The 25,878-nt window shown below is 59.8% G+C and carries 22 protein-coding genes, 4 tRNA genes and 2 pseudogenes; 12 read left to right on the forward strand and 16 right to left on the reverse strand.

Annotated elements, in window-relative coordinates; translation table 11 throughout:
- Positions 1–3 precede the first annotated feature (3 nt).
- On the reverse strand, positions 4–1,422 hold the full coding sequence (gene leuC, locus AAEZ06_RS24675; RefSeq protein ID WP_149413711.1) for a 3-isopropylmalate dehydratase large subunit: 1,419 nt from the start codon (positions 1,420–1,422) through the stop codon (positions 4–6).
- Between the two features lie 143 nt (positions 1,423–1,565).
- On the opposite strand from leuC, the gene AAEZ06_RS24680 reads away from it, so the two are divergent.
- Together AAEZ06_RS24680 and AAEZ06_RS24685 are read left to right on the forward strand one after the other, a co-directional pair.
- Positions 1,566–2,456: a LysR family transcriptional regulator gene (locus AAEZ06_RS24680; protein WP_149413712.1), complete on the forward strand. Its 891-nt coding sequence runs from the start codon at positions 1,566–1,568 to the stop codon at positions 2,454–2,456.
- Positions 2,457–2,519: 63 nt separating this feature from the next.
- Positions 2,520–5,798, forward strand: coding sequence for a PAS domain S-box protein (locus AAEZ06_RS24685; RefSeq protein ID WP_149413713.1), 3,279 nt, complete (start codon positions 2,520–2,522; stop codon positions 5,796–5,798).
- Between the two features lie 47 nt (positions 5,799–5,845).
- On the opposite strand, the gene AAEZ06_RS24690 is transcribed toward AAEZ06_RS24685, so the two are convergent.
- The 10 genes from AAEZ06_RS24690 to gltX all read right to left on the reverse strand — a co-directional run bounded on the left by AAEZ06_RS24690 (position 5,846) and on the right by gltX (position 11,208).
- Entirely contained in the window at positions 5,846–5,974 is a 129-nt protein-coding gene (locus AAEZ06_RS24690; RefSeq protein ID WP_256666313.1) for a hypothetical protein, read from the reverse strand.
- Positions 5,975–5,980: 6 nt separating this feature from the next.
- Entirely contained in the window at positions 5,981–6,940 is a 960-nt protein-coding gene (locus tag AAEZ06_RS24695; RefSeq protein WP_350616702.1) for a tRNA dihydrouridine synthase, read from the reverse strand.
- A 67-nt stretch (positions 6,941–7,007) separates the two neighbouring features.
- Positions 7,008–7,439, reverse strand: a complete 432-nt coding sequence (locus AAEZ06_RS24700; RefSeq protein WP_149413715.1) for an acyl-CoA thioesterase — start codon at positions 7,437–7,439, stop codon at positions 7,008–7,010.
- A gap of 50 nt (positions 7,440–7,489) precedes the next feature.
- A complete protein-coding gene (locus tag AAEZ06_RS24705) occupies positions 7,490–8,323 on the reverse strand; it encodes an alpha/beta fold hydrolase (protein WP_350616704.1) in 834 nt (277 codons plus the stop codon).
- 28 nt (positions 8,324–8,351) lie between these two features.
- Positions 8,352–8,891 (reverse strand): TetR/AcrR family transcriptional regulator, encoded by a 540-nt coding sequence (locus AAEZ06_RS24710; RefSeq protein WP_149413717.1) that lies wholly within the window; start codon positions 8,889–8,891, stop codon positions 8,352–8,354.
- A gap of 179 nt (positions 8,892–9,070) precedes the next feature.
- Positions 9,071–9,146 (reverse strand) — tRNA-Glu (locus AAEZ06_RS24715).
- 78 nt (positions 9,147–9,224) lie between these two features.
- Positions 9,225–9,300: transfer RNA gene (locus AAEZ06_RS24720), tRNA-Ala, on the reverse strand.
- A gap of 49 nt (positions 9,301–9,349) precedes the next feature.
- A tRNA-Glu gene (locus AAEZ06_RS24725) sits at positions 9,350–9,425 on the reverse strand.
- Positions 9,426–9,503: 78 nt separating this feature from the next.
- Positions 9,504–9,579, reverse strand: a tRNA-Ala gene (locus tag AAEZ06_RS24730).
- A gap of 147 nt (positions 9,580–9,726) precedes the next feature.
- A complete protein-coding gene (gene gltX, locus AAEZ06_RS24735) occupies positions 9,727–11,208 on the reverse strand; it encodes a glutamate--tRNA ligase (RefSeq protein ID WP_149413718.1) in 1,482 nt (493 codons plus the stop codon).
- 206 nt (positions 11,209–11,414) lie between these two features.
- On the opposite strand from gltX, the gene AAEZ06_RS24740 reads away from it, so the two are divergent.
- Entirely contained in the window at positions 11,415–12,461 is a 1,047-nt protein-coding gene (locus tag AAEZ06_RS24740) for an HlyD family secretion protein (protein ID WP_149413719.1), read from the forward strand.
- A complete protein-coding gene (locus AAEZ06_RS24745; RefSeq protein WP_149413720.1) occupies positions 12,451–14,001 on the forward strand; it encodes an MDR family MFS transporter in 1,551 nt (516 codons plus the stop codon). The genes AAEZ06_RS24740 and AAEZ06_RS24745 overlap by 11 nt, the downstream gene beginning before the upstream one ends.
- Positions 14,002–14,058: 57 nt before the next feature.
- Here the strand turns inward: AAEZ06_RS24745 and uvrB are convergent, their stop codons facing one another.
- On the reverse strand, positions 14,059–16,074 hold the full coding sequence (uvrB, locus tag AAEZ06_RS24750; protein ID WP_149413721.1) for an excinuclease ABC subunit UvrB: 2,016 nt from the start codon (positions 16,072–16,074) through the stop codon (positions 14,059–14,061).
- Positions 16,075–16,422: 348 nt separating this feature from the next.
- On the opposite strand from uvrB, the gene AAEZ06_RS24755 reads away from it, so the two are divergent.
- Together AAEZ06_RS24755 and AAEZ06_RS24760 are read left to right on the forward strand one after the other, a co-directional pair.
- Positions 16,423–17,619, forward strand: coding sequence for an amino acid aminotransferase (locus AAEZ06_RS24755; RefSeq protein ID WP_133102971.1), 1,197 nt, complete (start codon positions 16,423–16,425; stop codon positions 17,617–17,619).
- Between the two features lie 154 nt (positions 17,620–17,773).
- Positions 17,774–17,983 (forward strand): hypothetical protein, encoded by a 210-nt coding sequence (locus AAEZ06_RS24760; RefSeq protein ID WP_350616706.1) that lies wholly within the window; start codon positions 17,774–17,776, stop codon positions 17,981–17,983.
- Positions 17,984–18,032: 49 nt separating this feature from the next.
- Here AAEZ06_RS24760 and ptrR read toward each other — a convergent pair whose 3' ends face one another.
- The gene (gene ptrR, locus AAEZ06_RS24765) at positions 18,033–18,905 is read right to left on the reverse strand and encodes a putrescine utilization regulator PtrR (protein ID WP_149413723.1); all 873 of its coding nucleotides are present in this window, start codon (positions 18,903–18,905) and stop codon (positions 18,033–18,035) included.
- 104 nt (positions 18,906–19,009) lie between these two features.
- On the opposite strand from ptrR, the gene AAEZ06_RS24770 reads away from it, so the two are divergent.
- On the forward strand, positions 19,010–20,401 hold the full coding sequence (locus AAEZ06_RS24770) for an aldehyde dehydrogenase family protein (protein ID WP_350616708.1): 1,392 nt from the start codon (positions 19,010–19,012) through the stop codon (positions 20,399–20,401).
- An 18-nt stretch (positions 20,402–20,419) separates the two neighbouring features.
- Positions 20,420–20,554: pseudogene (locus AAEZ06_RS24775) on the forward strand (DUF6124 family protein); the annotation flags it as partial.
- 23 nt (positions 20,555–20,577) lie between these two features.
- On the opposite strand, the gene AAEZ06_RS24780 reads toward AAEZ06_RS24775, so the two are convergent.
- Positions 20,578–20,811, reverse strand: a complete 234-nt coding sequence (locus AAEZ06_RS24780) for a hypothetical protein (protein ID WP_133102975.1) — start codon at positions 20,809–20,811, stop codon at positions 20,578–20,580.
- Between the two features lie 331 nt (positions 20,812–21,142).
- Here AAEZ06_RS24780 and AAEZ06_RS24785 point away from each other — a divergent pair, with 331 nt between their 5' ends.
- The 3 genes and pseudogenes from AAEZ06_RS24785 to AAEZ06_RS24795 all read left to right on the forward strand — a co-directional run.
- Positions 21,143–21,439, forward strand: a complete 297-nt coding sequence (locus AAEZ06_RS24785) for an ArsR/SmtB family transcription factor (RefSeq protein ID WP_072405141.1) — start codon at positions 21,143–21,145, stop codon at positions 21,437–21,439.
- Positions 21,440–21,494: 55 nt separating this feature from the next.
- The gene (locus AAEZ06_RS24790) at positions 21,495–22,505 is read left to right on the forward strand and encodes a zinc-dependent alcohol dehydrogenase family protein (RefSeq protein WP_149413730.1); all 1,011 of its coding nucleotides are present in this window, start codon (positions 21,495–21,497) and stop codon (positions 22,503–22,505) included.
- Positions 22,506–22,658: pseudogene (locus AAEZ06_RS24795) on the forward strand (transposase domain-containing protein); the annotation flags it as partial. It abuts the gene before it with no gap.
- 35 nt (positions 22,659–22,693) lie between these two features.
- On the opposite strand, the gene AAEZ06_RS24800 reads toward AAEZ06_RS24795, so the two are convergent.
- Together AAEZ06_RS24800 and AAEZ06_RS24805 are read right to left on the reverse strand one after the other, a co-directional pair.
- Entirely contained in the window at positions 22,694–23,389 is a 696-nt protein-coding gene (locus AAEZ06_RS24800) for a tRNA (adenine(22)-N(1))-methyltransferase (protein ID WP_306108730.1), read from the reverse strand.
- Between the two features lie 326 nt (positions 23,390–23,715).
- Positions 23,716–24,159 (reverse strand): GNAT family N-acetyltransferase, encoded by a 444-nt coding sequence (locus AAEZ06_RS24805; protein WP_350616711.1) that lies wholly within the window; start codon positions 24,157–24,159, stop codon positions 23,716–23,718.
- A gap of 376 nt (positions 24,160–24,535) precedes the next feature.
- Here AAEZ06_RS24805 and AAEZ06_RS24810 point away from each other — a divergent pair, with 376 nt between their 5' ends.
- Positions 24,536–25,876 carry an MFS transporter gene (locus AAEZ06_RS24810; RefSeq protein ID WP_149413733.1) on the forward strand — a complete coding sequence of 447 codons (1,341 nt, stop codon included), beginning with the start codon at positions 24,536–24,538 and terminating at the stop codon, positions 25,874–25,876.
- Positions 25,877–25,878 lie beyond the last annotated feature (2 nt).

Below are 25,878 nucleotides of genomic sequence, written 5' to 3' on the forward strand. Positions count from 1 at the left end.
TCCTCAGATCAATTCGCGAACGTCGATGAAACGACCGTTGACGGCAGCGGCTGCGGCCATGGCCGGGCTCACCAGGTGGGTACGACCACCGGTGCCCTGACGCCCTTCGAAGTTACGGTTGGAGGTAGACGCGCAATGCTCGCCCGACTCCAAACGGTCCGGGTTCATCGCCAGGCACATGGAACAGCCCGGCTCACGCCATTCAAAACCGGCTTCGAGGAAGATCTTGTCCAGGCCTTCTGCCTCGGCTTGCGCCTTAACCAGGCCCGAACCCGGGACCACGATCGCCTGCTTGATGGTCGAAGCGACTTTGCGGCCCTTGGCGATCACGGCCGCCGCGCGCAAGTCTTCGATCCGCGAGTTGGTGCAAGAGCCGATGAATACGCGATCCAACTGAATATCGGTAATCGCCTGATTGGCTTTCAAGCCCATGTACTTCAAGGCACGTTCGATGGAACCGCGCTTGACCAGATCGGTTTCCTTGGCCGGGTCCGGGACGTTTTGATCAACGGCCAGGACCATTTCCGGGGAGGTGCCCCAGCTGACTTGCGGTTTGATCTGCGTGGCATCGAGCGTGACCACGGTGTCGAACACCGCGTCCTCGTCAGACACCAAATCTTTCCAGGCTTCGACCGCCGCATCCCACTCGTCAGCTTTCGGTGCGAACGGGCGTCCCTTGACGTAGGCAACGGTCTTTTCGTCTGCTGCCACCAGGCCCACACGGGCGCCAGCTTCGATGGACATGTTGCAGATGGTCATGCGACCTTCGACGGACAGGTCGCGAATGGCGCTGCCAGCAAATTCGATGGCATGGCCGTTACCGCCGGCGGTGCCGATCTTGCCGATGATGGCGAGGACGATGTCCTTGGCGGTCACGCCGAAGGGCAACTCACCTTCGACGACTACCTGCATGTTCTTCATTTTTTTGGCAACCAGGCACTGGGTGGCGAACACATGCTCCACCTCGGACGTGCCGATGCCATGAGCCAAGGCGCCGAACGCACCGTGGGTCGAGGTGTGGGAGTCGCCGCAGACCACGGTCATGCCTGGCAAGGTGGCGCCCTGCTCAGGGCCGATGACGTGAACGATGCCCTGGCGCACGTCATTCATTTTGAATTCGGTGATGCCGTACTCGTCGCAGTAGTCGTCGAGGGTCTGGACTTGCAAGCGCGAGACCGTGTCGGCAATGGCGTCGATACCGCCCTTGCGTTCAGGGGTGGTCGGCACGTTGTGGTCTGGCGTGGCGATGATCGAGTCGACGCGCCAAGGCTTGCGCCCGGCCAGTCGCAGGCCTTCGAACGCTTGGGGCGAGGTCACTTCATGGATGATGTGACGGTCGATATAGATCAGCGACGACCCATCATCACGCCGTTTCACTTCATGGGAATCCCAAAGCTTGTCGTAAAGCGTTTTGCCGGCCATCAGTCGGTCCTCATCAGCTTTTCTTTCTATGCCGTGGGTTTTGTTCAATAACCCCTTGGCTTGTGAGGTCGATCCTATGGGGTTACATTAAATAACTCAAATTCATATTTTTCATGCTTTGGATAACCAACTGGAATACCACCATGGACCTGGCCAACCTCAATGCTTTTATAGCCATCGCCGAGACCGGCAGTTTCTCCGGTGCCGGTGAACGGCTGCACCTGACCCAACCGGCCATCAGCAAGCGCATCGCCGGTTTAGAGCAGCAATTGAAGGTGCGCTTGTTCGACCGCTTGGGCCGTGAAGTGGGCTTGACCGAGGCCGGCCGGGAGCTTTTGCCCAGGGCGTATCAGATTCTCAACGTACTGGATGACACCCGCCGCGCCCTGACCAACCTGACCGGCAAGGTCACCGGGCGGCTAACCCTGGCCACCAGCCATCACATCGGCCTGCACCGCCTGCCGCCGGTATTGCGTGCGTTTACCCGACAATACCCGGAGGTAGCCCTGGATATTCAGTTTCTCGATTCGGAAGTGGCCTACGAAGAAATCCTCCATGGCCGCGCCGAAGTAGCGGTGATTACCCTGGCGCCGGAGCCGCATACACTGGTACGAGCGACACCAGTGTGGGATGACCCGCTGGATTTCGTGGTGGCGCCAGAACACAGTCTGGTCAATAACGGCACGGTCAACCTGGCCGACATCGCCCGGCACCCGGCGGTATTTCCCGGCGGCAACACCTTTACCCACCATATCGTGCAACGGCTGTTCGAGGCCCAGGGCCTGACGCCGAACATCGCCATGAGTACCAACTACCTGGAAACCATCAAGATGATGGTCTCCATCGGCCTGGCCTGGAGCGTGTTGCCGCGCACCATGCTTGATGAACAGGTGACAAGTATTGCTTTGCCGGGCATACAACTCAGTCGCCAGCTAGGCTATATCGTGCACACCGAAAGGACACTGTCGAACGCTGCACGGGCTTTCATGAGCCTATTGGATGCACAGGTCGATCCGGCAGGGATGCTGGCCTGAAGCCGTGCGGCCCGTAGACCCTGAACCCGCGCCGAACGCCCATCGAGCCAAGGCCCTTTGATAATGCGCAATCCCGTCAACCCCGTGCCACCGCTGCCACGCATCTACGCCCTGGACCCCCAGGAGGCGGAGCAAAGCTGGGACAGCGCCCCGCAACTGCTGGCAGCACTCAATGCCGCTCGGCTGGGCGCCTGGAGTTGGGAAATAGACAGCGGGCGGATCAGTTGGTCGCGGGGCACCCAGGCGTTATTTGGTTTTGATCCCCGCCAGCCGCTGCCCAAGGACCTGGATTATCTCGACCTGCTGGCCGTCGAGGACCGCGAACGGGTAGTCCGCGCCTTTCATGCCGTGCTAGCCGGCGAACCCTTCGCGAACGCCATGCACCACCGCATTCAATGGCCCGATGGCAGCCTGCACTGGCTGGAAATCAATGGCAGCCTGCTACCGGACAAGACAGGCAGGCGGCGAATGATCGGCGTAATTCGCGAGATCACCCACCAGCGCGAGCGGGAACATGCCCTCAGCCATTCGGAAAAACGCTTCGCCACGCTGTTCCACCTGTGCCCCAATATGGTTCTGCTGACCCGCCAGGAAGATGGCCTGATCAGCGAGGCCAACCAGTATTTCGAAAGTTTGTTCGGCTGGCCGGTGACCGACGTCATTGGCCGCACCACGCTGGACCTGGGCTTGTGGGTACACCCCGAGCAGCGCGCCCTGTTGGTCAAGGCCACACAACGCAAGGGCGAGCCCATCACCATGGAGGTGCAGTTTCGCTCCAGCAACGGCCAGATGCATGACGGCACCCTCAGCGCCCAGAAAGTCGAATTGGAGGGCCAGGCCTACCTGCTCAGCACCTTCCTCGACACCACCGAACGCAAAAACGCCGAGCAAGCCCTCAAGGACAGCCAGGAACGCCTGGACCTGGCCTTGGATTCAGCACAACTGGGCACCTGGGACTGGCACATCCCCAGCGGCATGCTCTATGGCTCGGCCCGCGCCGCACAGTTGCACGGCCTGGAATCCCAGCCATTTCACGAATCTTTCGACGCCTTTTTTGAAGGCATGCCCGATGAGGAGCGGGAAAACATGCGCCATGCCTATCGCACGCTTCGCGAAGGCCCGGCGGGCAATTACCAACTGACCTACCGCGTACAGTTGGAGGACGGCAGCTCGCGCTACCTGGAAAGCCGCGCCCGCCTCTACCGCGACGACCAAGGCCAGCCGTTACGCATGGCCGGGACCTTGCTCGACATCACTGACCAGGTGGAGCGCGAACAGCGCCTTAGCGCCTCCGAAGAAAAATTCGCCAGCCTGTTCCTCGCCAGCCCCGACCCGATTTGTGTCACGGGCCTGGAAAGCGGCCAGTTCATCGAGATCAACCCCAGCTTTACCCAGACCTTCGGCTGGACCGCAGCCGAGGTGATCAACAACAGCGCCGAGCAAATCGGCCTGTGGGACGAATCCACCAGCCGCCTGCAACGCATTGAACAAGTGATCCGCGAACAAGCCCTGAGCAACGTGGCGATCATCGCCCATCACAAAAACGGCCAGCGCCTGACCTGCGTGATGTCCAGTCGCCTGATCAAAGTCGGAAACCAGCCTTGCGTCGTTACCACCCTGCGGGACATCACCCAGCAGCAACGCTCGGAAGCCGCGCTCAAGGCGAGCGAGGAGAAGTTCGCCAAGGCGTTTCATTCCAGCCCCGATGCGGTGTCCATCACCGAACGCGACACCGGCCGTTATCTGGAGGTGAATGACGGATTCTGTCGCTTGACCGGCTACCGGGCTGACGAAGCCATAGGCCTAACGCTTTACCAGATCGGCATCTGGGCCGACGAGAACCAGCGGGCCGCGCTGCTGGCTGAACTTCAGATCAAGGGGCGCATCCATCGTCTGGAAATGCTCTGGCACAACAAACGCGGGGAAATCCTGGCAGTGGAGGTGTCGGTGGAGCCAATCACCCTCAATGAAACCCCGTGCCTGCTGCTGACCGCCAGGGACGTCAGCCTGTTGAAAAACGCGCAGGCGCAGATCCGCCACCTGGCCTATCACGACCCACTGACCAACCTACCCAATCGCGCATTATTGATGGACCGTCTGAGCCAGCAAATCGCCCTGCTCAAGCGCCACAACCTGCGAGGCGCGCTGCTGTTTCTCGATCTGGATCACTTCAAGCACATCAACGACTCCCTCGGCCACCCGGTGGGCGATACGGTGCTGAAAATCGTCACCGCCCGCCTGGAAGCCAGCGTACGCATGGAAGACACGGTGGCGCGCCTGGGAGGCGATGAGTTTGTGGTGCTGCTTAGCGGCCTGGAGGGTTCACGGGGGCAAGTCAGCAGACAGGTGCAGGAGTTGGCCGATACCCTGCGTGAGCTACTGTCGGAACCGATGTTTCTCGATGGGCATCGCTTGCAGGTCACCCCCAGCATTGGGGTAGTGCTGATTCCCGATCATGGCTCGACACCGGCAGATCTGCTCAAGCGTGCCGATATCGCGCTGTACAGGGCCAAGGACTCCGGGCGCAACACCATCCAGATGTTTCATAACAGCATGCAACGCACCGCCAGTGAGCGGCTGCGCATGGAAACCGACCTGCGGATGGCGCTGTCTCGTGGTGAGTTCAGCGTGCATTACCAGCCGCAAGTAGACGCCCGGGGCAACCGCATCGTGGGTGCCGAGGCCCTGGTGCGCTGGCAGCATCCGCAACTGGGGGCGCAATCTCCTGCTGAATTTATCAAGGTACTGGAGGACAGCGGGTTGATTCTCGAGGTGGGCACCTGGATTCTCGACGAGGCCTGTGGTGCCTTCGCCCAACTGATTGCCGAAGGCCTGGTGGACCCGCTGAATTTCAGCCTGTGCGTGAACATCAGCCCCCGTCAGTTTCGCCAGAATGACTTTGTCGAACGGGTCGAACGCAGCCTGAAGCAGAACAAGCTGCCCTTTACTCTGCTGAAACTGGAAATTACCGAAGGCATCGTGATCCAGAACCTGGATGACACCATCAGTAAGATGCGCCGCCTGAAGAAACTCGGCGTCAGTTTTGCCATGGATGATTTTGGTACCGGCTACTCATCGCTCACCTACCTCAAGCGTCTACCCGTGGACGCGCTGAAGATCGACCAGTCCTTCGTACGCGATGCCACCCACGACCCCAACGACGCGGAAATCATTCGCGCCATCGTGGCCATGGCCCGCAGCTTAAACCTGGAGGTGATTGCCGAGGGCGTGGAGACACTTGAGCAACTGGCATTTTTGCAGGGCTTGGGCTGTCATTTGTATCAGGGGTATTTGCACAGTCGGCCACTGCCGATGGAGGGGTTCAAGCAATTGCTGATGTAGTCAAACGTGAAAAGGGCTCACCTTGCGCAAGGTGAGCCCGACGCCAATCAAACCAACTTGATGCCTTGGTATTCGGCGACCAACCGCCAGTGCAACGGCGGTGCCGCGCCCTTGATCCCATAGCGATCTTCATGACCGCCAATCACCGCCACCGAGTGCCCGTCATATTTCTTCAAAAAACTTCAGGCTGCTTCTGGATGAGCCATCCCCAGTAAACGACTAACCTGCCCCAGATCGGTTTCCCGGCGCATTGCCGTAAATAGCTCCACCGCCTCGGGATAGTTACGGGTCAGCATCGCCAGCCACTGCTTTAAACGGCCCGGAGCCTGGCGCTCAGTGAGTTGCGCGACGGATTGCGTCCAGAACTCGTGGAGCATGGGTTGCATTTGCGCCCAGGTCATTTCCACCACATCCTCGCCCGCACGAGCAGCAGCAATCTGCCGAGCCAGGTCGGGACGGGCCACCAGGCCGCGACCGAGCATGATGTCCTCGACACCGCTGATTTCCCGGCAACGACGCCAGTCTTCGACGCTCCAGATATCGCCGTTGGCGAACACCGGCACCTTGACCACGTCCTGCACCCGGGGAATCCACTCCCAATGAGCAGGCGGTTTGTAGCCATCCGCTTTGGTGCGGGCATGAACGACGATGTGCGCGGCGCCGCCTTCCGCCAGGGCGGTGGCGCAGACCAGCGCGCCATCCGGGCTGTCGAAGCCCAGGCGCATCTTCGCGGTGACCGGAATATGTGCCGGTACTGCACGGCGCACATGCTCGACGATCTGGTTGAGCAGTTCCGGCTCCTTGAGCAACACTGCGCCGCCACGGGATTTGTTGACGGTCTTGGCCGGGCAACCGAAATTCAGATCGATAACTTCAGAGCCCAGCTCGCAAGCCAGGGCGGCATTTTCCGCCAGGCACACCGGATCAGACCCGAGCAATTGCACGCGCAGCGGCACGCCCGCAGCGGTTTTGGCGCCGTGCAGCAATTCTGGAGCAAGCTTGTGGAAATAGGCTGGCGTCAGCAGGCGGTCGTTGACCCGAATGAACTCGGTCACACACCAATCGATACCGCCGACCTGGGTCAGCACGTCACGCAGGATGTTGTCGACCAACCCCTCCATGGGCGCCAAAGCAATTTGCATGGGAAACACTCAACAAAAAACGTGGAGCAGTTTACTGGGTTTCCCACAGCAACCGTTAACCCCTGCGTCAGATACGCAATGCCTGGCCGTAACCTTCGATAAATTCCGTCGGCATGCGCTTGGGCTTGCCGCTGGACAGCTCGATGCAGACAAAGGTGGTTTGCGCCCGCAACAAGGTGGTGCCATCACTGGGGCGAACCAGCTGGAAGCGCCGGGTCATTTTCAGGCGCTGGTCCCAGTCGACGATCCAGGTCGCCAGTTGCAGCTCGTCGCCTTCATAGCCAGCGGCCAAGTAGTCGATCTCATGACGGACCACCGCCATGGCACGATCCAGCCGCCGATACTCGGTCAGGTCCAGCCCCAGACGCTGGGAATGGCGCCAGGCGCAGCGCTCCAGCCAGGACACGTACACCGCGTTATTGGCGTGGCCCAACCCGTCGATGTCCTCGGCAGCGATCTGCAGATCGATGATAAACGGCGTTGCCAAATCCCAGCCCATACCTTGCTCCCGGTCGATTAATGTCGGCGGCGAGCAGTGTAACCCATGGTTCAGGCCGTTTGCCGCTCTGGCAGGCGGCGACCGGCCAGCAGCGCCAGTACACCCTCCACCACCCGCGGGTCGGCTAGCACTTTCTGGTGCCCGCCTTGCTCCAGGCGCAGCAGGCGGCTGTCGAACCAGGCGTCGTGAATCAACTGTGATTCCGTCACTGGCACGAACGTGTCGTCTTCGGCGTGGACAACCAGTCCCGGCATCTCCAATTGATAGTGGGCGACATCCAGACGCGCCGCCTGGATTCCCACATCCCGCTCAACCTCACGGATAAATGCCGAACGCGCCTTGGGCGGCAAGCCGACCATGCACGCATAACCGCGCAGCACACCCAGAATCCGCGCCGGGGCCGCAATGCTCACCAGCGCTTCGGTACGCAGGCCCAACTGGACGGCCAGCATCGCACTGGCTCCGCCCATGGAATGACCGATCACCGCGCGCAACGCCGGCAACTCGGCGGCTGCCTCCAGCATGGCGCGGGCGAACAACACCACATTGGCCTCGCGCCCCGGCGAGCGGCCATGGGCCGGACCGTCCAGCGCTACCACCGAATACCCGGCATCCACTAGAGCGCTGATCAGACTGGCAAACTGAGTCGGCCGCCCTTCCCAGCCGTGCATCATCAATACGGTCGGTCCCTGCCCCCAGCGCAATGCCGACAGGCCGAAACGCAAGGTGATGCGCTCCGACTGCGCAAGCAACGGCAACTCCCAGTCCCTTGGCGGCAACCCCCTAGGCGTCATGAAAACCAGGCGCATCCTGCTGGCCACGGTTTGCGGCGCCAGCCAGCCCAAGGTGCCGTTGATGCCACGAATCCACTTTAACGTGCCCATCGCTCACTCCTCAGGCCAGCGGCCACCTTCAGCGCACTGCCGACTTGGCGGCGCGCAATATCCGATCCGATAACTCACCCGGCCCCAAGGCACGGGCCAACGCCAGGCCACCGATCATCAATGCCATGTCGGCCAGGGCCTTGTCGGTGTCTTCAGGGGTGGCCGCCAATTGCGCGGCCATCAACTCGACGTGTTCATTCAAGACTTCGCGAAATTCGTCTGGCAGGCGGCTCATTTCCCCCACCGTTGCCGGTATCGGGCAGGCCAGGGCTGTAGAGTCACGGTGCTTGCGTGACAGGTAAAACGCCGCCACCAAAGCCCGACGCTCTTCGCCCGTCAGTTCGGTATCCATCTCATCAATAGACGCTCGACGCCGCGCCAGCAATTGCTGGAAAGCCTCTAGCATCAAGGCATCCTTGCTTTCGAAGTGCGCGTAGAAGCCGCCCACCGTGAGCCCCGCCGCGCCCATGACTTCGCCGACACTCGGCTCGGCCGGGCCACGCTGGATCAGCGCGGCACTGGCGGCCTGCAGGATGCGTTCACGGGTTTGCGCTTTTTTATCGTTCATCGTCGCCTCAGAATATTACGATTGAAATATTATACGCATAATACTTCTGCGCAAGCTTTCCGTATGACCGCTGGTCAGAAGAACATTTTGGAAGAGGGAGAATTGGCTAAACGCCAGACAAACAAAAGGGCCATTCAATAATTGAATGACCCTTAAAAATCCCGCAGAGCGGGTAATCGTGGCGTCCCCTAGGGGACTCGAACCCCTGTTACCGCCGTGAAAGGGCGGTGTCCTAGGCCACTAGACGAAGGGGACACAAACCTTCTATACAACATGATCAGGCTAAGCCTGATCGATTCAAGGCCGGTGTGGCCAGACCTTGAACTGTAAAATTGGTGGAGCTAAACGGGATCGAACCGTTGACCTCCTGCATGCCATGCAGGCGCTCTCCCAGCTGAGCTATAGCCCCGATTTTTCGCCTCGCGGCGCAGCAGACCTTGCGAGCTGCTTGTTGAAACTGGCGTCCCCTAGGGGACTCGAACCCCTGTTACCGCCGTGAAAGGGCGGTGTCCTAGGCCACTAGACGAAGGGGACACAAACCTTCTATACAACATGATCAAGCTAAGCCTGATCGATTCAAGGACGGTGTGGCCAGACCTTGAACCTGTAAATTGGTGGAGCTAAACGGGATCGAACCGTTGACCTCCTGCATGCCATGCAGGCGCTCTCCCAGCTGAGCTATAGCCCCTCATCGGTGAGGACGGGGCGAATCTTAATGGCGCTTTGGAAAGCTGTCAAATTTTTTCTCAACAATTTCCAAAGTTTTTTGTCGGCATAACAATCACTTACCGACCAAACCCCGGAAAACCGGGGTTTGGTCGACACAACAGCCCGGTTAAGCGATAGCGCCCAACAGCTTTTCCCATTCCTTGTTTTCTTTCTTCGACACACCACCAAGCAAATCAAGGGCTTGGCGCAGACGGAAACGGGTCAGGTCCGGGCCGAGGATTTCCATGGCATCAAGCACCGACACCGAGCTGGCTTGCCCGGTGATGGCGGCAAACATCAGCGGCATGGCATCGCGCAGCTTCAGCTCCAGAGACTCGACCACGGCCTGGATAGTCGCGGTGATCGGGTCCTTCTCCCACTGACGCAGGCTTTCCAGCTTCCACAGGATCAACTGCATCAATTGGCGAACCTGATCGCCCGACAGCTTCTTCGATTCGAACAACTTCACGTCCGGCGTCACGCCTCCGGCAAAGAAGAACCCGGCCAGTGGTGCGATCTGGCTGAAGGTTTCCACCCGGCCCTGCACGTGCGGCGCGATCTTCATCATGTACTCAGGGTTCAACGCCCACTGCTGCACGCGGCTGGCGAACTCTTCCACCGGCAGGTCACGCAGCCACTGGCCATTGAGCCAGGACAGTTTCTCAACGTCGAAGATCGGCCCACCCAGGGAGACGCGCGACAGGTCGAAGTTGTCGACCATTTCCTGCAACGAGAACTTCTCACGCTCGTCCGGCATCGACCAGCCCATGCGACCCAGATAGTTGAGCATCGCTTCGGGCATAAAGCCCATGCGCTCATAGAAGGTCACCGAGGTCGGGTTCTTGCGCTTGGACAGCTTGCTCTTGTCCGGGTTACGCAACAGCGGCATGTAGCACAGCTGCGGCTGTTCCCAGCCGAAGTATTCGTAAAGCAGGATCAGTTTCGGCGCCGAAGGCAGCCATTCTTCGCCCCGCAGTACGTGAGTGATGCCCATCAAGTGGTCATCGACAACGTTGGCCAGGAAGTAAGTTGGCAGGCCGTCGGTCTTCATCAGCACTTGCATGTCCATGCGATCCCACGGGATCTCGACATCGCCACGCAGCATGTCCGGGACCACGCAAATGCCTTCGCTCGGCACCTTCATGCGGATCACGTGAGGCTCGCCAGCGGCCAGGCGCTGGGCCACTTCTTCCTTGGAGAGCAGCAGCGCCCGGCCGTCGTAGCGCGGAGTCTCGCCACGGGCCTGTTGCTCGGCGCGCATCTGGTCCAGCTCCTCGCTGGTGCAGAAGCACGGGAAGGCATGGCCCAGGTCGACCAGTTGCTGGGTGTACTTTTTGTAAATTTCGCTGCGCTCACTCTGACGGTATGGGCCGTGAGGGCCGCCCACATCCGGGCCTTCGGCCCAAGTGATACCGAGCCAGCGCAGGGCGTCGAAAATCTGCTGTTCCGACTCGCGGGTAGAGCGCATCTGATCGGTGTCTTCGATCCGCAGGATGAATTCACCGCCATGCTGCTTGGCAAAGCAGTAGTTGAACAAAGCGATGTAGGCAGTGCCGACGTGGGGATCCCCAGTGGGCGATGGCGCGATGCGCGTGCGGACGGTGGTCATGGCGGGTCTCGAATGGGCGATAAAACTGAAATTGAAACAAGGGGCGAATGGTAACAGCCCGAAGCACTCGGGCTCCAGCGTATGGCGGCCAACAAAGGGCATATAAGCCAAGCTTCGGTCTACAGGAATGCTTTGACCGGACATGGCTATTTGCCAAATCGTTAGCTGGCTATATTTCATTACCTTTTGTTACTGACTCTGCCCTCATGCCTGCCCAACTCAAACGTCGCCTGTTTATCTTTCTGTTTATTGTCGCCCTGATCGCCCTAGGATTTTTCGCCCAGTGGTTCTTCAAGGGCCGCTTTTATGAAAGCACCGACAACGCCTACGTCCAGGGCGAAATTACCCGTGTCTCCAGCCAGCTCGGCGCGCGCATCGCCGAGGTCATGGTGGGCGATAACGAGCATGTGAAAAAAGGCCAGTTGCTGATCAAGCTCGAAGGTGACGATTTCCACCTGGCCGTGGACCGCGCCAACGCCGCCCTCGCCACCCGCGAAGCCGAGCGTTTGCAGGCCATGAGCAAATTGACCCAGCAAGCCAGCCTGATCGCAGCCGCAGACGCCCAGGTCTCCTCCAGCCAGGCCAGCCTCGGCCGTGCGCAGATCGACTTGTCCCGCGCGCAAACCTTGCGTAAACCCGGCTATGTTTCGGAAGAGCGGGTCACCACCCTCTCCGCCGACAACCATATCGCCCGCTCCCAAGTGGCCAAGGCCCAGGCAGATTTGCAAGGCCAGCGCCAACAGGTCAACGCCTTGAACGCCGAGATCAAGCGCCTCGACGCGCAGATCGCCAATGCCCACGCCGACCTGGCCCAGGCCGAACTGAACCTGACCCGCAGTGAAATCCACGCACCCATCAGCGGCCTGATCGGCCAGCGCGCCGCCCGCAATGGCCAGTACGTGCAGGCCGGTGCTTATCTGCTGTCGATCGTTCCGGACCAGGACATCTGGATCCAAGCCAACTTCAAGGAAACCCAGATCGGCCACATGCAGCCTGGGCAAAAGGCCGAGCTGACCTTCGACGCTTACGGTGACACGCCCATCGAAGCTCGCGTCGACAGCCTGTTCGCCGCCTCCGGCGCACAGTTCAGCCTGTTGCCGCCGGACAATGCCACCGGCAACTTCACCAAAGTCGTACAACGGATTCCGGTAAAACTGACCTTCGCCGCCGACAATCCGCTGCACGGCAAAATCCGCCCTGGCATGTCGGTCACCGTCAAAGTGAACATCAAAGACCCAGCCGATGACCGGTGATCAACTGCTGCGCCCGGTCGGCGAACCGACCCGGCGCGACTGGATCGCGGTGATGAGCGTGATGCTCGGCGCCTTTATGGCGGTGCTGGACATCCAGATCACCAACTCGTCCCTCAAGGATATCCAGGGCGCACTGTCGGCCACCCTGGAAGAAGGCTCGTGGATTTCCACCTCGTACCTGGTGGCGGAAATCATCATGATCCCCCTCACCGCCTGGCTGGTGCAGCTGTTGTCGGCACGCCGGTTGGCCGTGTGGGTTTCCGTCGGTTTTCTGATCGCCTCGTTGATGTGCTCCATGGCCTGGAGCCTGGAAAGCATGATCGTCTTCCGCGCCCTGCAAGGCTTTACCGGCGGCGCGCTGATCCCCCTGGCATTCACCCTGACCCTGATCAAGCTGCCCGAACACCACCGTGCCAAAGGCATGGCCATGTTCGCCATGACCGCCACCTTCGCCCCCTCCATCGGACCGACCATTGGCGGCTGGCTCACCGAAAACTGGGGTTGGGAGTACATTTTCTATATCAACGTGCCGCCGGGGCTGCTGCTGATTGCCGGGGTGCTCTACGGCCTGGAGAAAAAAGCGTCCAATTGGAGCTTGCTGAAAAACACCGACTACACCGGCATCCTCACTCTCGCCGTGGGCCTGGGCTGTTTGCAGGTGTTTCTTGAAGAAGGCCACCGCAAGGACTGGCTGGAATCGAGCCTGATTGTCAGCCTGGGCAGCATCGCACTGCTGAGCCTGATCACCTTTGTCATCGTGCAGGTGTCCAAGCCCAATCCGCTGATCAATCTGGGTATCCTGGGCAACCGCAATTTCGGCCTGTCGAGCATCTCCAGCCTGGGCATGGGCGTGGGGTTGTATGGCTCTATCTATCTGCTGCCGCTGTACCTGGCGCAGATCCAAAACTACAACGCCCTGCAAATCGGCGAAGTGATCATGTGGATGGGCATTCCTCAGCTGTTCCTGATTCCGCTGGTGCCCAAGCTGATGAAGTACGTGTCACCGAAATGGCTGTGCACGATAGGATTCGGGCTGTTCGGCCTGGCGAGTTTTTCCTCGGGGGTGCTCAATCCGGACTTTGCCGGCAGCCAGTTCAACCAGATACAGATCATCCGCGCACTTGGGCAGCCGTTGATCATGGTGACCATTTCGTTGATTGCCACGGCGTACATCCTGCCCCAGGACGCCGGATCAGCGTCGAGCCTGTTCAACATTCTGCGTAACCTGGGCGGCGCGATTGGCATTGCGCTGCTGGCGACCTTGCTGGATGCGCGCACCAAGACCTACTTTGATTATTTGCGCGAGGCCATTGTGCCGACCAACCCGCAGGTGGCCGAACGCATGGCGACATTGACGCAGATGTACGGCAATGAGACGGCGGCGCTGGGCAAGCTCAGTGAAATTGCCCATCAGCAGGCGCAGATCATGGCCTACAACGATGGGTTTCATTTTGTCGGATTGGCGCTGGGGATCAGCATGCTGGCGATTTTGTTGACCAAGGCGTTGCCGGCGGGTTTGAAGGCTGGGGAAGCCCACTAGACCGAGTCGCCGCCATCGCGGGCAAGCCCGCGATGGGGCCCTGGCAGTCACTGCAAATCAGACAGTCAACAAGCGCTCGCGCAACTTGCCAATCTCATCACGCATCTGCGCCGCCGCTTCGAATTCCAAGTCGCGGGCCAACTGGTACATTTTCTCTTCCAACTGGCGAATACGCTTGGTGATTTCACTCGGCGAACGCAGTTGGGCTTCGTACTTGGCGTTTTCCTCGGCGGCCTTGGCCATGCCCTTGCGCTTCTTGCTGCGCGAACCCGGCACCGTGGCGCCTTCCATGATGTCAGCGACATCCTTGAATACACCTTTAGGGGTGATGCCATTGGCCAGGTTGAAGGCGATTTGCTTCTCACGACGACGATCGGTCTCGCCTATGGCCCGCTCCATGGAGCCAGTGATCCGATCTGCGTAGAGAATTGCGCGACCGTTAAGGTTACGGGCCGCCCGCCCGATGGTCTGGATCAGCGAACGCTCGGACCGCAGGAAGCCTTCCTTGTCGGCATCGAGAATCGCCACCAGGGACACTTCCGGCATGTCCAGGCCTTCGCGCAACAGGTTGATCCCCACCAGCACATCGAACGTACCGAGGCGCAGGTCGCGGATGATCTCTACCCGCTCCACGGTGTCGATGTCCGAGTGCAGATAGCGCACCCGCACGCCGTGGTCGGCCAGGTAATCGGTCAGGTCTTCGGACATGCGCTTGGTCAGCGTGGTGACCAGCACCCGCTCTTCCAGGGCCACGCGTTTGCCAATTTCCGAGAGCAGGTCGTCGACCTGGGTCAGCGCCGGGCGGATTTCGATTTGCGGGTCCACCAGGCCGGTCGGCCGTACCAGTTGTTCGATCACCCGACCGGCATGCTCGGCTTCGTAGTTGCCTGGCGTGGCCGAGACAAAGATGGTCTGCGGGCTGATGCTTTCCCACTCGTCAAAGCGCATGGGCCGGTTGTCCAGCGCCGATGGCAGGCGGAAGCCGTATTCCACCAGGGTTTCCTTACGGGAACGGTCGCCTTTGTACATCGCGCCGACTTGCGGAACGCTGACGTGGGATTCGTCGATCACCAGCAAGGCGTCTGCCGGCAAGTAATCGTAGAGAGTCGGCGGTGGCGACCCGGATTCACGGCCCGACAGGTAGCGCGAGTAGTTTTCAATGCCGTTGCAGTAGCCCAGTTCGAGGATCATCTCCAGGTCGAAACGGGTGCGCTGCTCCAGGCGCTGGGCTTCCACCAGCTTGTTGTTGGAACGCAGGTATTCCAGGCGCTCGGCCAACTCGACCTTGATGCCCTCGACAGCCCCCAAAAGGGTTTCTCGCGGCGTAACGTAGTGGCTTTTAGGATAGAAGGTGAAACGCGGCAGTTTGCGGATCACTTCGCCGGTCAACGGGTCGAAGGCCGACAGGCTTTCAACCTCGTCATCAAACAGTTCGATGCGGATCGCTTCCAGGTCGGATTCCGCCGGGTAGATATCGATCACATCGCCACGCACGCGGAAGGTGGCGCGGGCAAAATCCATGTCGTTGCGGGTGTATTGCAGGTCCGTCAGGCGGCGAAGCAAGGCGCGCTGGTCGAGCTTGTCGCCGCGATCAACGTGCAACACCATCTTCAGATAGGTTTCCGGACTGCCCAGCCCGTAGATGCAGGACACGGTGGTGACGATGATCGCGTCCTTGCGCTCCAGCAAGGCCTTGGTCGCCGACAACCGCATCTGCTCGATGTGATCATTGATCGAGGCGTCCTTCTCGATAAAGGTATCGGAGGACGGCACATAGGCTTCCGGCTGGTAGTAGTCGTAGTAGGAAACGAAGTACTCCACCGCGTTGTTCGGGAAGAACGCCTTGAACTCACCGTACAACTGCGCGGCCAGGGTCTTGTTCGGCGCCAGCACCAGGGTCGGGCGATTGATCTGCGCGATCACGTTGGCGATGCTGAAGGTCTTGCCCGAGCCAGTCACCCCAAGCAGCGTCTGGTGGGCCAGGCCGGCTTCGATGCCTTCAACCATCAGACGGATGGCTTGCGGTTGATCGCCGGCGGGCTCAAAGCGGGTGACTAGCTGGAAATCCGACATACGCTACCTCTGAAGTCACCCCGGCACGGTGGAACTGGCAAGGACGAAAAAAACAACATGCAACGAAGGCTGCAAAAGCGCTCGCTGCAGGAAAAAACCATGATAACTGTAGAAGTGGAGGCGAATGTGAAGGGTTTCAAGGCAATCGTCCTGCATGCGGTTTGCCATCACTGTTGCAATAAGACTAACGGTCAGTAAATAAACCGAAAAACTTGCCCGAAAAACCGTTTCGGCTGTCGCCGCGAGCAGTGATGGCCTCTATACTAGCTCCCCGTTTGTGCACCGCTCTAGTGCATTCGGCTGGAGCGCGACACGTCCCTCCTTTTCCCATTCAGAGCCCCCGCAAAAATGAGCCTGTTCTCCGCTGTCGAAATGGCACCACGCGATCCTATCCTGGGCCTCAACGAAGCATTTAACGCCGATACACGAACCACCAAGGTCAACCTTGGCGTGGGCGTTTACTGCAACGAGGAGGGGAAGATTCCACTCTTGCGTGCCGTTGCCGAAGCGGAAGCCGTTCGCGTGGCGCAACACGCGGCCCGCGGCTACTTGCCGATCGATGGCATCGCCGCCTACGACCAGGCCGTGCAAAAGCTGCTGCTGGGTAACGATTCGCCGCTGATCAGCGCCGGCCGTGTCATCACCGCCCAGGCTGTCGGCGGTACCGGTGCCCTGAAAATCGGCGCGGACTTCCTCAAGCAATTGCTGCCCAACGCTGTCGTCGCCATCAGCGACCCAAGCTGGGAAAACCACCGCGCGCTGTTCGAAGGTGCTGGCTTCGCGGTGCAGAACTATCGCTACTACGATGCTGCCACCCACGACGTGAACCGTGCAGGTCTCCTGGAAGATCTCAATGCACTGCCGGCGCAGTCCATCGTTGTGTTGCACGCCTGCTGCCATAACCCGACCGGCGTCGACTTGAGCCCGGCCGACTGGCAGAACGTGCTGGATGTGGTCAAGGCGAAGAACCTGGTGCCATTCCTCGACATGGCCTACCAGGGTTTTGGCGATGGCATCGAAGAAGACGCCGCCGCCGTGCGCCTGTTCGCCGAGTCGGGCCTGACCTTCTTTGTCTCCAGCTCGTTCTCCAAGTCGTTCTCGTTGTACGGCGAGCGCGTCGGCGCCCTGTCCATCGTTACCGAGTCAAAAGAAGAAAGCGCGCGCATCCTGTCCCAGATCAAACGCGTGATCCGCACCAACTACTCCAACCCGCCGACCCACGGCGCAGCGATTGTCGCAGCCGTGCTGAACAGCCCTGAACTGCGCGCCCAATGGGAAGCGGAGTTGGCCGAGATGCGCCTACGCATTCGCGGCATGCGGGTGCAGATGGTCGAGCAGTTGGCCAAGGCTGCACCGGGCCACGACTTCAGCTTCGTCGGTCGCCAACGTGGGATGTTCTCCTACTCCGGCCTGACCGTTGAACAAGTCACTCGCCTGCGCAACGAATTCGGTATCTATGCCCTGGACACCGGGCGCATCTGCGTGGCTGCGTTGAACCAGGCAAACATTGGTGCTGTGACCAAGGCTATCGTTCAGGTGCTGTAACCTGCCGGCGATGTAAAAAAGGGGAAGCCACTGGCTTCCCCTTTTAGTTTGTAAACACCGCCCCTGTGGCGAGTAAGCAGCCTTAAAAATTCGCTGTTTTCAACGCGTCGCCCCTAGACTGGTAGCAACTCACTCCCTTTCCCTTGAGTACCCTATGAAAAACGATGACATGGACCTGCACGCCGACCGTGACGAACTGGACCACTTCACCCCTCGCCCCCAGCACGCCAAGGGCCAAAAAAGCCTGGTCCTGCAAGTGGCCCTCGGCGTGTTCCTCGGCGGCCTGGCCTTGTGGCTGGTGCAACTGGCCGCTACTTCGCTGATGGCCAAACTGGCGATGGGCACCCTGCAATTTGGTGGCTGATCTGAGGACGGCGATGTGGCCAACGTAGTCTCGCTGGGGCTCGACAATGCTACGGTAACGCCACTGCACGCTCTTCCAGCAGGCGCACAAAACTGTTCAAGCTTTGCGACACCGTGCCCCGGCGCCAGACCAGCCAGGTGTTCAACAGGCGGAACTCGTCTGCCAGCGGCCACACGCTCACCGCCGTAAAGCCCGGCATGCTTTCCAGCATGCTACGCGGCATCAACGCCAGCCCCGCACCGGCGCTGACACAGGCGAGCATGCCGTGATAGGACTCCATTTCGAAGATCTTGCCGGGCACCGAGGCGTCCTGGGAGAACCAGCGTTCAAAGTGGTGCCGGTAGGAACAGTTGGAGCGAAAGGTATAGATGCTCTCGCCGTTAACGTCCTGGCCCCGGGTGATCGGCGCGTGGTTCAACGGGGCGATTACCACCATCTCCTCCTCGAACACCGCCACGCCTTCCAGGGTCGGGTGCAGCACCGGGCCGTCGACAAAGGCGGCGGCGAGCCGGCCTGACAGCACGCCCTCGATCATCGTCCCCGAAGGCCCGGTGGTCAGGTCCAGCTCCACCTTGGCGTGCTTCTGGTTATACGCCGCCAACACCGCCGGAATGCGCACAGCGGCGGTGCTTTCCAGTGAGCCCAGCGCAAACGGCCCCTGGGGCTCCTCCCCGGCGACGGTCATGCGGGCTTCCTGCACCAAGTCGAGAATGCGCCGGGCATAGCCGAGGAAACTCCACCCGGCAGGTGACAGACGCAGGCGGCTCTTCTCACGGATAAACAGATCCACTCCCAGGTCCTGCTCCAGTTGCTTGATGCGGGTGGTCAGGTTCGACGGCACCCGATGAATCAACTGCGCGGCAGCACTGATGCTGCCTTGCTCGGCAACGGCTTTGAAAATTTCCAGCTGGACAAGATCCAAGTCATTCTCCAAACGTGAACGTATTGCTTAATATTATTCAGTTCCCGAAAAATATACAGCCCCGTACGCTGGCCTCCTTCTCATTCACTGCGCAGGACGGTGCCATGAACGCTATTTCTCACCAGACCCATGCCTTGTCGATCAACCCCGCCAACGGCGAAACAGTCGGCCAGTACCCGTTTGAATCCGAGTCGCAGCTGGACGCCGCCCTCACCCGCGCCAGCAGCGCCTTCCGCAGCTGGCGCCGCACACCTGTCGGGCAGCGCGCCGAATTGCTGCTGGCTCTGGCCACCATCCTGCGCGACCAAGCCGAAGCCATGGCGCAGATGATCACCCTGGAAATGGGCAAACCCATCGCCCAGGCCCGTGGCGAAATCGAAAAGTGCGCGCAACTGGCCGAATGGTACGCCGCCCACGGCCCGGCCATGCTCGCCCCGGAGCCGACCCTGGTGGACAACGGCCAGGCCCATATCGAATACCGCCCGCTGGGGCCAATCCTCGCCGTGATGCCGTGGAACTTCCCGGTGTGGCAGGTACTGCGCGGCGCCGTGCCGACCCTGCTCAGCGGCAACACCTATGTGCTCAAGCACGCGCCCAACGTGATGGGCAGCGCGTACTTGATGAAAGAAGCGTTCCAACGTGCGGGCTTCGCCGACGGCCTGTTCGAAGTGATCAACGTCACCCCGGACGGCGTGTCCAAGGCCATTGCCGACCCGCGCATCGCCGCCGTCACCCTGACCGGCAGCGTGCGCGCCGGTATGGCCATCGGTTCCCAGGCCGGTGCAGCCTTGAAAAAATGCGTGCTTGAATTGGGCGGCTCCGATCCGTTCATCGTGCTCAACGACGCCAACCTCGACGAAGCCGTGCAAGCCGCCGTGATCGGCCGCTTCCAGAACAGCGGCCAAGTCTGCGCCGCCGCCAAGCGCCTGATCATCGAAGAAGGCGTGGTAGAAGCCTTCACTGCCAAATTCCTCGAAGCCAGCCGCAACCTGGTGGTGGGCGACCCAACCGCCATCGACACCTACATCGGCCCGATGGCGCGCTTCGACCTGCGCGATGAACTAGACGGGCAAGTCCAGGCCACCCTGGCAGAAGGCGCCACCCTCCTGCTGGGCGGTAACAAGGGCAAAGGCCCGGGCAACTTCTACGCGCCGACGGTACTGGCGAACGTCACCGACCAAATGACCTCTTTCAAACAGGAACTGTTCGGCCCCGTGGCCTCGATCATCACCGCCCGTGACGCCGAACACGCCGTGGCCCTGGCCAACGACAGCGAATTCGGCCTGACCGCCAGCGTGTTCACCACCGACCCGGAAAAAGCCCGCCACATTGCCAACGAACTGGAGACCGGCGGCATCTTTATCAATGCCTACAGCGTGTCCGACCCTCGGGTATCGTTTGGGGGTGTGAAGAAGAGTGGGTTTGGGCGGGAGTTGTCGCACTTTGGTGTAAGGGAATTCTGCAATGCGCAGACGGTGTGGTTGAATCGGCGTTAAGTCGAGCCAGGTAATGAGAGCACCTTGCTGCTCGACCTGTCCCACGACCTGACCGGCAAAGACGGCGGCATAGCACTGGCCATTCACCAACTGAGCGAGTTGGGCGTGCTGCTGATGGGCAAACTGATGGACCGCGAAACACCCTGTAGCTAAAGCCCAGCGCGGCCCTAATGAAACTAGCCCTTCAACTCACTCAACCGATGGCTCGCCGCGTCGTCATAAGCCACATACAGCGACTCGGCGACCTGGCTTTTAATCGCCTTGGCGCTTTCCAGACCTAACACAAACCCTTCGGCCTTGCCGCCAGCGCGGTTCAGGTCTTCTTTCGTGTCAGCGCCAGTGATGGCGTCGAGCAGTTTGGCGGCGTGCGGGCCTACGCCCTTGGGCAGGCTGATCTGGTCGATGCTCATTGGGTTACCTCTACCGAGGTGAACGACGGGGTGTTGCGGGTTAGCGAGGTCATTGGTATACCTTGTAGGCTTGAGGCCGATAGCGCGTGAAACCACTGCCGGGGTGGCATGGTAGACCGGTATGGGAATAAAAGGGCTGCTATCGGCCATGAGCGGACGTTCAAGCATAGACCGGGGATGTCTACCAGAGCGGGGTAGTCCAAGCAGTCATTCAATGCGCCTACAAAAGTAGGGTCGATTCAGCTGGATGCGTTTTTTTGATTTCAAACCCTTGCGAAGGGTAATAGATTACTTATTGAACATTTCGGAAAAAAGCGTAACATTGCCGGCTATGATACTCGAACAGCTCAAAGCCCTGGGCAATGACACTCGCATGCAAATGATGGAGTGGCTCAAAGACCCACTCAGTAATTTCCCACCTCAGGATCATGGCGATCCTGCGATAGGAGTGTGCGTAACCCATTTGCAGCACAAGGCCGGGCTTTCACCTTCTACCGCGTCTGCACATTTAGCTATCTTGCAACGTGCAGGCTTCGTGCTAACCACCCGCATCGGAAAGTGGACTTACTACCGGCGCAATGAGCAGGCGATTGATGACTTTGCGGCTAGGTTGATCATCGAATTGTAATTTTTAAATTTTCATTTCGTTATTTCGCGTAATTAGAAAACATAAGGAAACCCCTATGAGCAGCAAAACTATCTTCGTCCAACCCGGTGGCGGCTATGAAAAGGTTGTGGTTGGCAACAGCGAAGTCCGAGCCGCAGCGCGTGGCGAAATCACCGTACGCCTTCACGCCAACTCGCTCAACTACCACGACTTCGCGGTGGTCAGCGGTATGTGGGGCCCTAGCGAAAAACGCATCCCCATGGCCGATGGTGCAGGTGAAGTCATTGCTGTCGGCCCAGATGTCACTGAATTCAAGGTGGGTGACTCGGTCGTCAGCACCTTCTTCCCGGAGTGGATCAACGGTGCGCCACTGGTTGAAGGCTTTGTTAGCGTGCCAGGTGATGGCATTGACGGCTACGCTCGTGAGCAAGTGACGGCCAAAGCCACATCGTTCACCCTCGCGCCTACTGGCTACAGCCATGCTGAAGCGTCGACGCTTACCACCGCAGGCCTTACTGCATGGCGCGCCCTGATGGCCGATGACTCACTCAAGCCGGGCGACACCGTGCTCGTCCAAGGCACTGGTGGCGTTTCAATTTTCGCCCTGCAGTTCGCTAAAATGGCCGGTGCTACCGTCATTGCTACCTCTTCAAGCGACGAAAAACTGGAACGTCTGAAAGCGCTAGGCGCTGATCATGTGATCAATTACCGCAAAGACCTTAACTGGGGCGAAACTGCACGCGCTCTAACGGGTGGCCGTGGTGTTGACCACATTATCGAAGTCGGCGGCCCTGCGACGCTTGAGCAATCGATGATTGCAATTCGGGTTGCTGGTCACATCTCCGTCATCGGGATATTGAGTGGCGTAAGCGGTGCAATGAATTTTGTACCGGCACTGATCAAGCAAGTGCGTCTGCAGGGTGTATTGGTGGGTAGCCGCAGCCAGCAGCAAGACATGATCCGAGCCATCAATGCTAATGACATGCGCCCGATTATTGATCGTCATTTCCCTTTGAGCGAGATTGTCGAAGCGTTCAAGTATCAGGAAACCAACCAGCATTTCGGCAAAATTTGCCTGGATATCTAAGCACGCATGAATGGGCATGATCCGAATGCCTATCTCAAGGATGTGCTGACACGGCTGCCAACGCAGCGGACGAGAGAGATTGGCCCATTGCTGCCTGTCGCAACCGGCAGCAATGGGTCGAAAGCCGTCATTCAGATGTATCTACGAAGTTGAGGGCGATTCATATTGGCCCTCGCTTTGTCTTAGGCTCAACCCAGCAGCTCGGTGATCCATAGGGCCTGCCGGGCGATGTCTTGCACTTTCTCCTCGGGCACGGCCTGCCGCGCATGGGCGAAGTGGGTCAGGGTCTGCTGCTTGTGGCGCAGGATGCGCTGCCACTTGACCAGGAACGCCGGGCTTCGGGCCTGCATCTGTAGCGGGCCGAAGTACAGCTGCTCGGCGGTGTACGCCACCGGCCCGGTGCGCTCGGCGACAATGATTTCGTAGTAGAAGCGGTTTTCCTGCAGCAGTTCCTCGAAGAGGATGCGGTAGTCATTCTCCATCAGCCATTGGCGCAGTGGCTGCTCGCCGCCGTTGGGCTGCAGGATCAGCCGTTCCTGACCGCTCAGGCGCGCCTTGCCGCTGTCGAGGATGTCGCGGATCGTTTCGCCACCCATGCCGCAGATGCTGATCGCCGTGATCCCGTCTTCCGGCTCGATCGCCGCCAGGCCATTGGCCAGGCGCACGGTGACCCGCAGGTCTTGGCCGCTCTCTCGCACGGTGCGTTCGGCCGAGCGGAACGGCGTTAATGCCACCTCGCCGGCCACTGCCGCCACGATGGCGCCACGGCGCATCAACGCCACCGGCAGGTAGCCGTGATCCGAGCCGATATCGGCCAGGCGCGCACCTGCTGGCACATGCGCTGCCACGCGCTCCAGGCGCATGGACAATGTCTGTTCGTTCAACTGCAGTTCCTTTTCACCACGAATGTGCGACACCTTGGGCATGAGTGCGAGCGACGCATAATGCGTGGTGAGGAAGGCCGGGTAAAGCGTCGGCAGAGTTACATCGTCTGCAGCGGGAAGCGTCGCGCAAACCCGTCGATGAGACCCCGGATTTTTTCTTCTCCCAGGCCAGAAGCCCCTGCGCCGAGCGCGAGGTTTTCTCGACTCAACTGCGTAGCTTTTTCTTAGAGAAGGTGCCAGCTAGGTGCAGGTATTGGGAACGGCTACTTTCGGCTAGGAGCGGACGGTCAACCCATTTAGGTTCGAGTAGCAGGCACCGGCCTTGATCAGCCAGGCCGCTCGTATCGAAGGTAGCCGTGGGAATCGGTCCCAACGCAGACGAAACCTGCTCGCTCATACATGAGCCCGGCAGGGTTATCAGGACGCACGCTTAACCTCAGATGAGTGAAGCCCTGTTGCTTTACAGTGGCCGCATAAGCGTCGAGTAGCGTTCGGCCAATACCGTTTCGCCTATAGGCTTGGCTGACGTTGATCGTAGACAGCTCTGCGTAGTCTTGCTCGGGTGTCCATAACGAGTAACCGGCGAACTGCTCGTCAATGATCGCGACCGTCAACCGATCAAAGTTTTCTACCCAGCGAACGAGGTGTCGCTCTAACTGGAGCCGCCATGTGTCTTCGTGATCAGGCTCCCAACACCGGATGTAGTCCTGCTCTCCCCTGTATATCGAAGGAAGATCGGTAACGCATGCTTGTCTTAATCTGAGCGCCATCCTGGTGCCTTATGGGTAATGAACTTATATATGCTCCGCATGATATGGCGCAGAGGTCAGCCTCAGTCAACGGTCGGGACTTGACCGGCCGCTTTGGGTAGGTAACGGCCGCTCGCGAGCGGTAGCAGTCGTTCAACAACTCATCATCGCCCTGAGCCGATCGACGTACATGCCGGATGAATGCATAAACGGGGTTTAACGCCGACTCTTCCAAATTATCGTCCATAGCCGGGGAGACTCGACCCACCTGGCCCGAATCATGCCCGTTTCACCCGCATCAAGTCGGTACTGACTACGCGGATGACACTTTTGAACCCCGCCGCCTCAGTCACTCCCTCGATAATCGAACGCTTACTGACGAAACGCCGAGGCCCCAATGACGAGCGCATCCACCGAGCAGGTAAGCCCAAAAACCCTACGAAAAGTGATCGTAGCCGCCGGCATCGGCAATTTCGTCGAGTGGTTCGACTTCGCCGTCTATGGCTTTTTGGCCACGACCATCGCTCAGCAGTTTTTCCCCAGCGGCGATGCCAGTGCTGCGTTGCTCAAGACCTTTGCGGTATTCGCCGTGGCCTTTGCGTTTCGGCCTCTTGGAGGGATTTTCTTCGGCATGCTGGGGGACCGGATCGGCCGCAAGCGAACGCTGGCGATGACGATTTTGCTGATGGCCGGTGCGACGACCTTGATCGGCCTGCTGCCTACGTATGCCGCGATCGGGGTCATGGCGCCGATTCTTCTTTCGCTGATTCGTTGCGCCCAGGGTTTTTCCGCCGGGGGAGAATACGCCGGTGCCTGCGCCTATCTGATGGAGCATGCACCGAGTGATAAACGCGCCTGGTACGGCAGTTTTATTCCGGTGTCGACGTTTTCCGCCTTCGCTGCGGCCGCGGTGGTGGCCTACGCACTTGAGGCGTCGTTATCGGCCGAAGCAATGGGTAGCTGGGGCTGGCGCCTGCCGTTCCTGATTGCTGCGCCGCTGGGCCTGGTGGGTCTTTACCTGCGCTGGAAGCTGGATGAGACACCGGCTTTCCAGGCGGTGACTCAGGAAGATGCAGTTGCACACTCCCCGCTCAAGGAAACCTTGCGCAACCATGGTGCGGCGATCTGCTGCCTGGGCGCTTTTGTATCGCTTACGGCGCTGTCGTTTTATATGTTCACCACCTACTTCGCGACTTACCTGCAAGTCGCCGGGGGCTTGAGTCGCGCAACGGCGTTGCTGGTGTCGCTGATTGCCTTGCTATTCGCGGCGGCGATCTGCCCGCTGGCCGGGCTGTATTCGGATCGAGTCGGACGTCGAATCACGGTGATGACGGCGTGCGCGCTGTTGATTGTGGTGGTGTATCCCTCGTTCCTGATGGCCAGTTCTGGCTCGTTCACAGCGTCCATCGTCGGCGTGATGCTCCTGGCGATTGGCGCGGTGTTGTGTGGCGTGGTCACGGCGGCCTTACTCTCGGAAACCTTCCCGACCCGTACGCGATACACCGCGTCGGCGATCACCTACAACATGGCCTACACGATCTTCGGCGGCACCGCACCGCTGGTGGCGACGTGGTTGATCAGCACCACCGGCAGCAACCTGTCGCCAGCGTTTTATCTGATCGCGGTTGCATTGCTGGCACTGGCGGGTGGTTTGGCATTGCCGGAGACTTCAAGGATTTCCCTGCATGATGTGACGACACCGGAAAAGCGCGTAGGCGTGGGTATGCCGGCAAGTTAAGG

This window comes from Pseudomonas sp. HY7a-MNA-CIBAN-0227 (assembly GCF_040310325.1).
In the GTDB taxonomy this organism is placed as follows: domain Bacteria; phylum Pseudomonadota; class Gammaproteobacteria; order Pseudomonadales; family Pseudomonadaceae; genus Aquipseudomonas.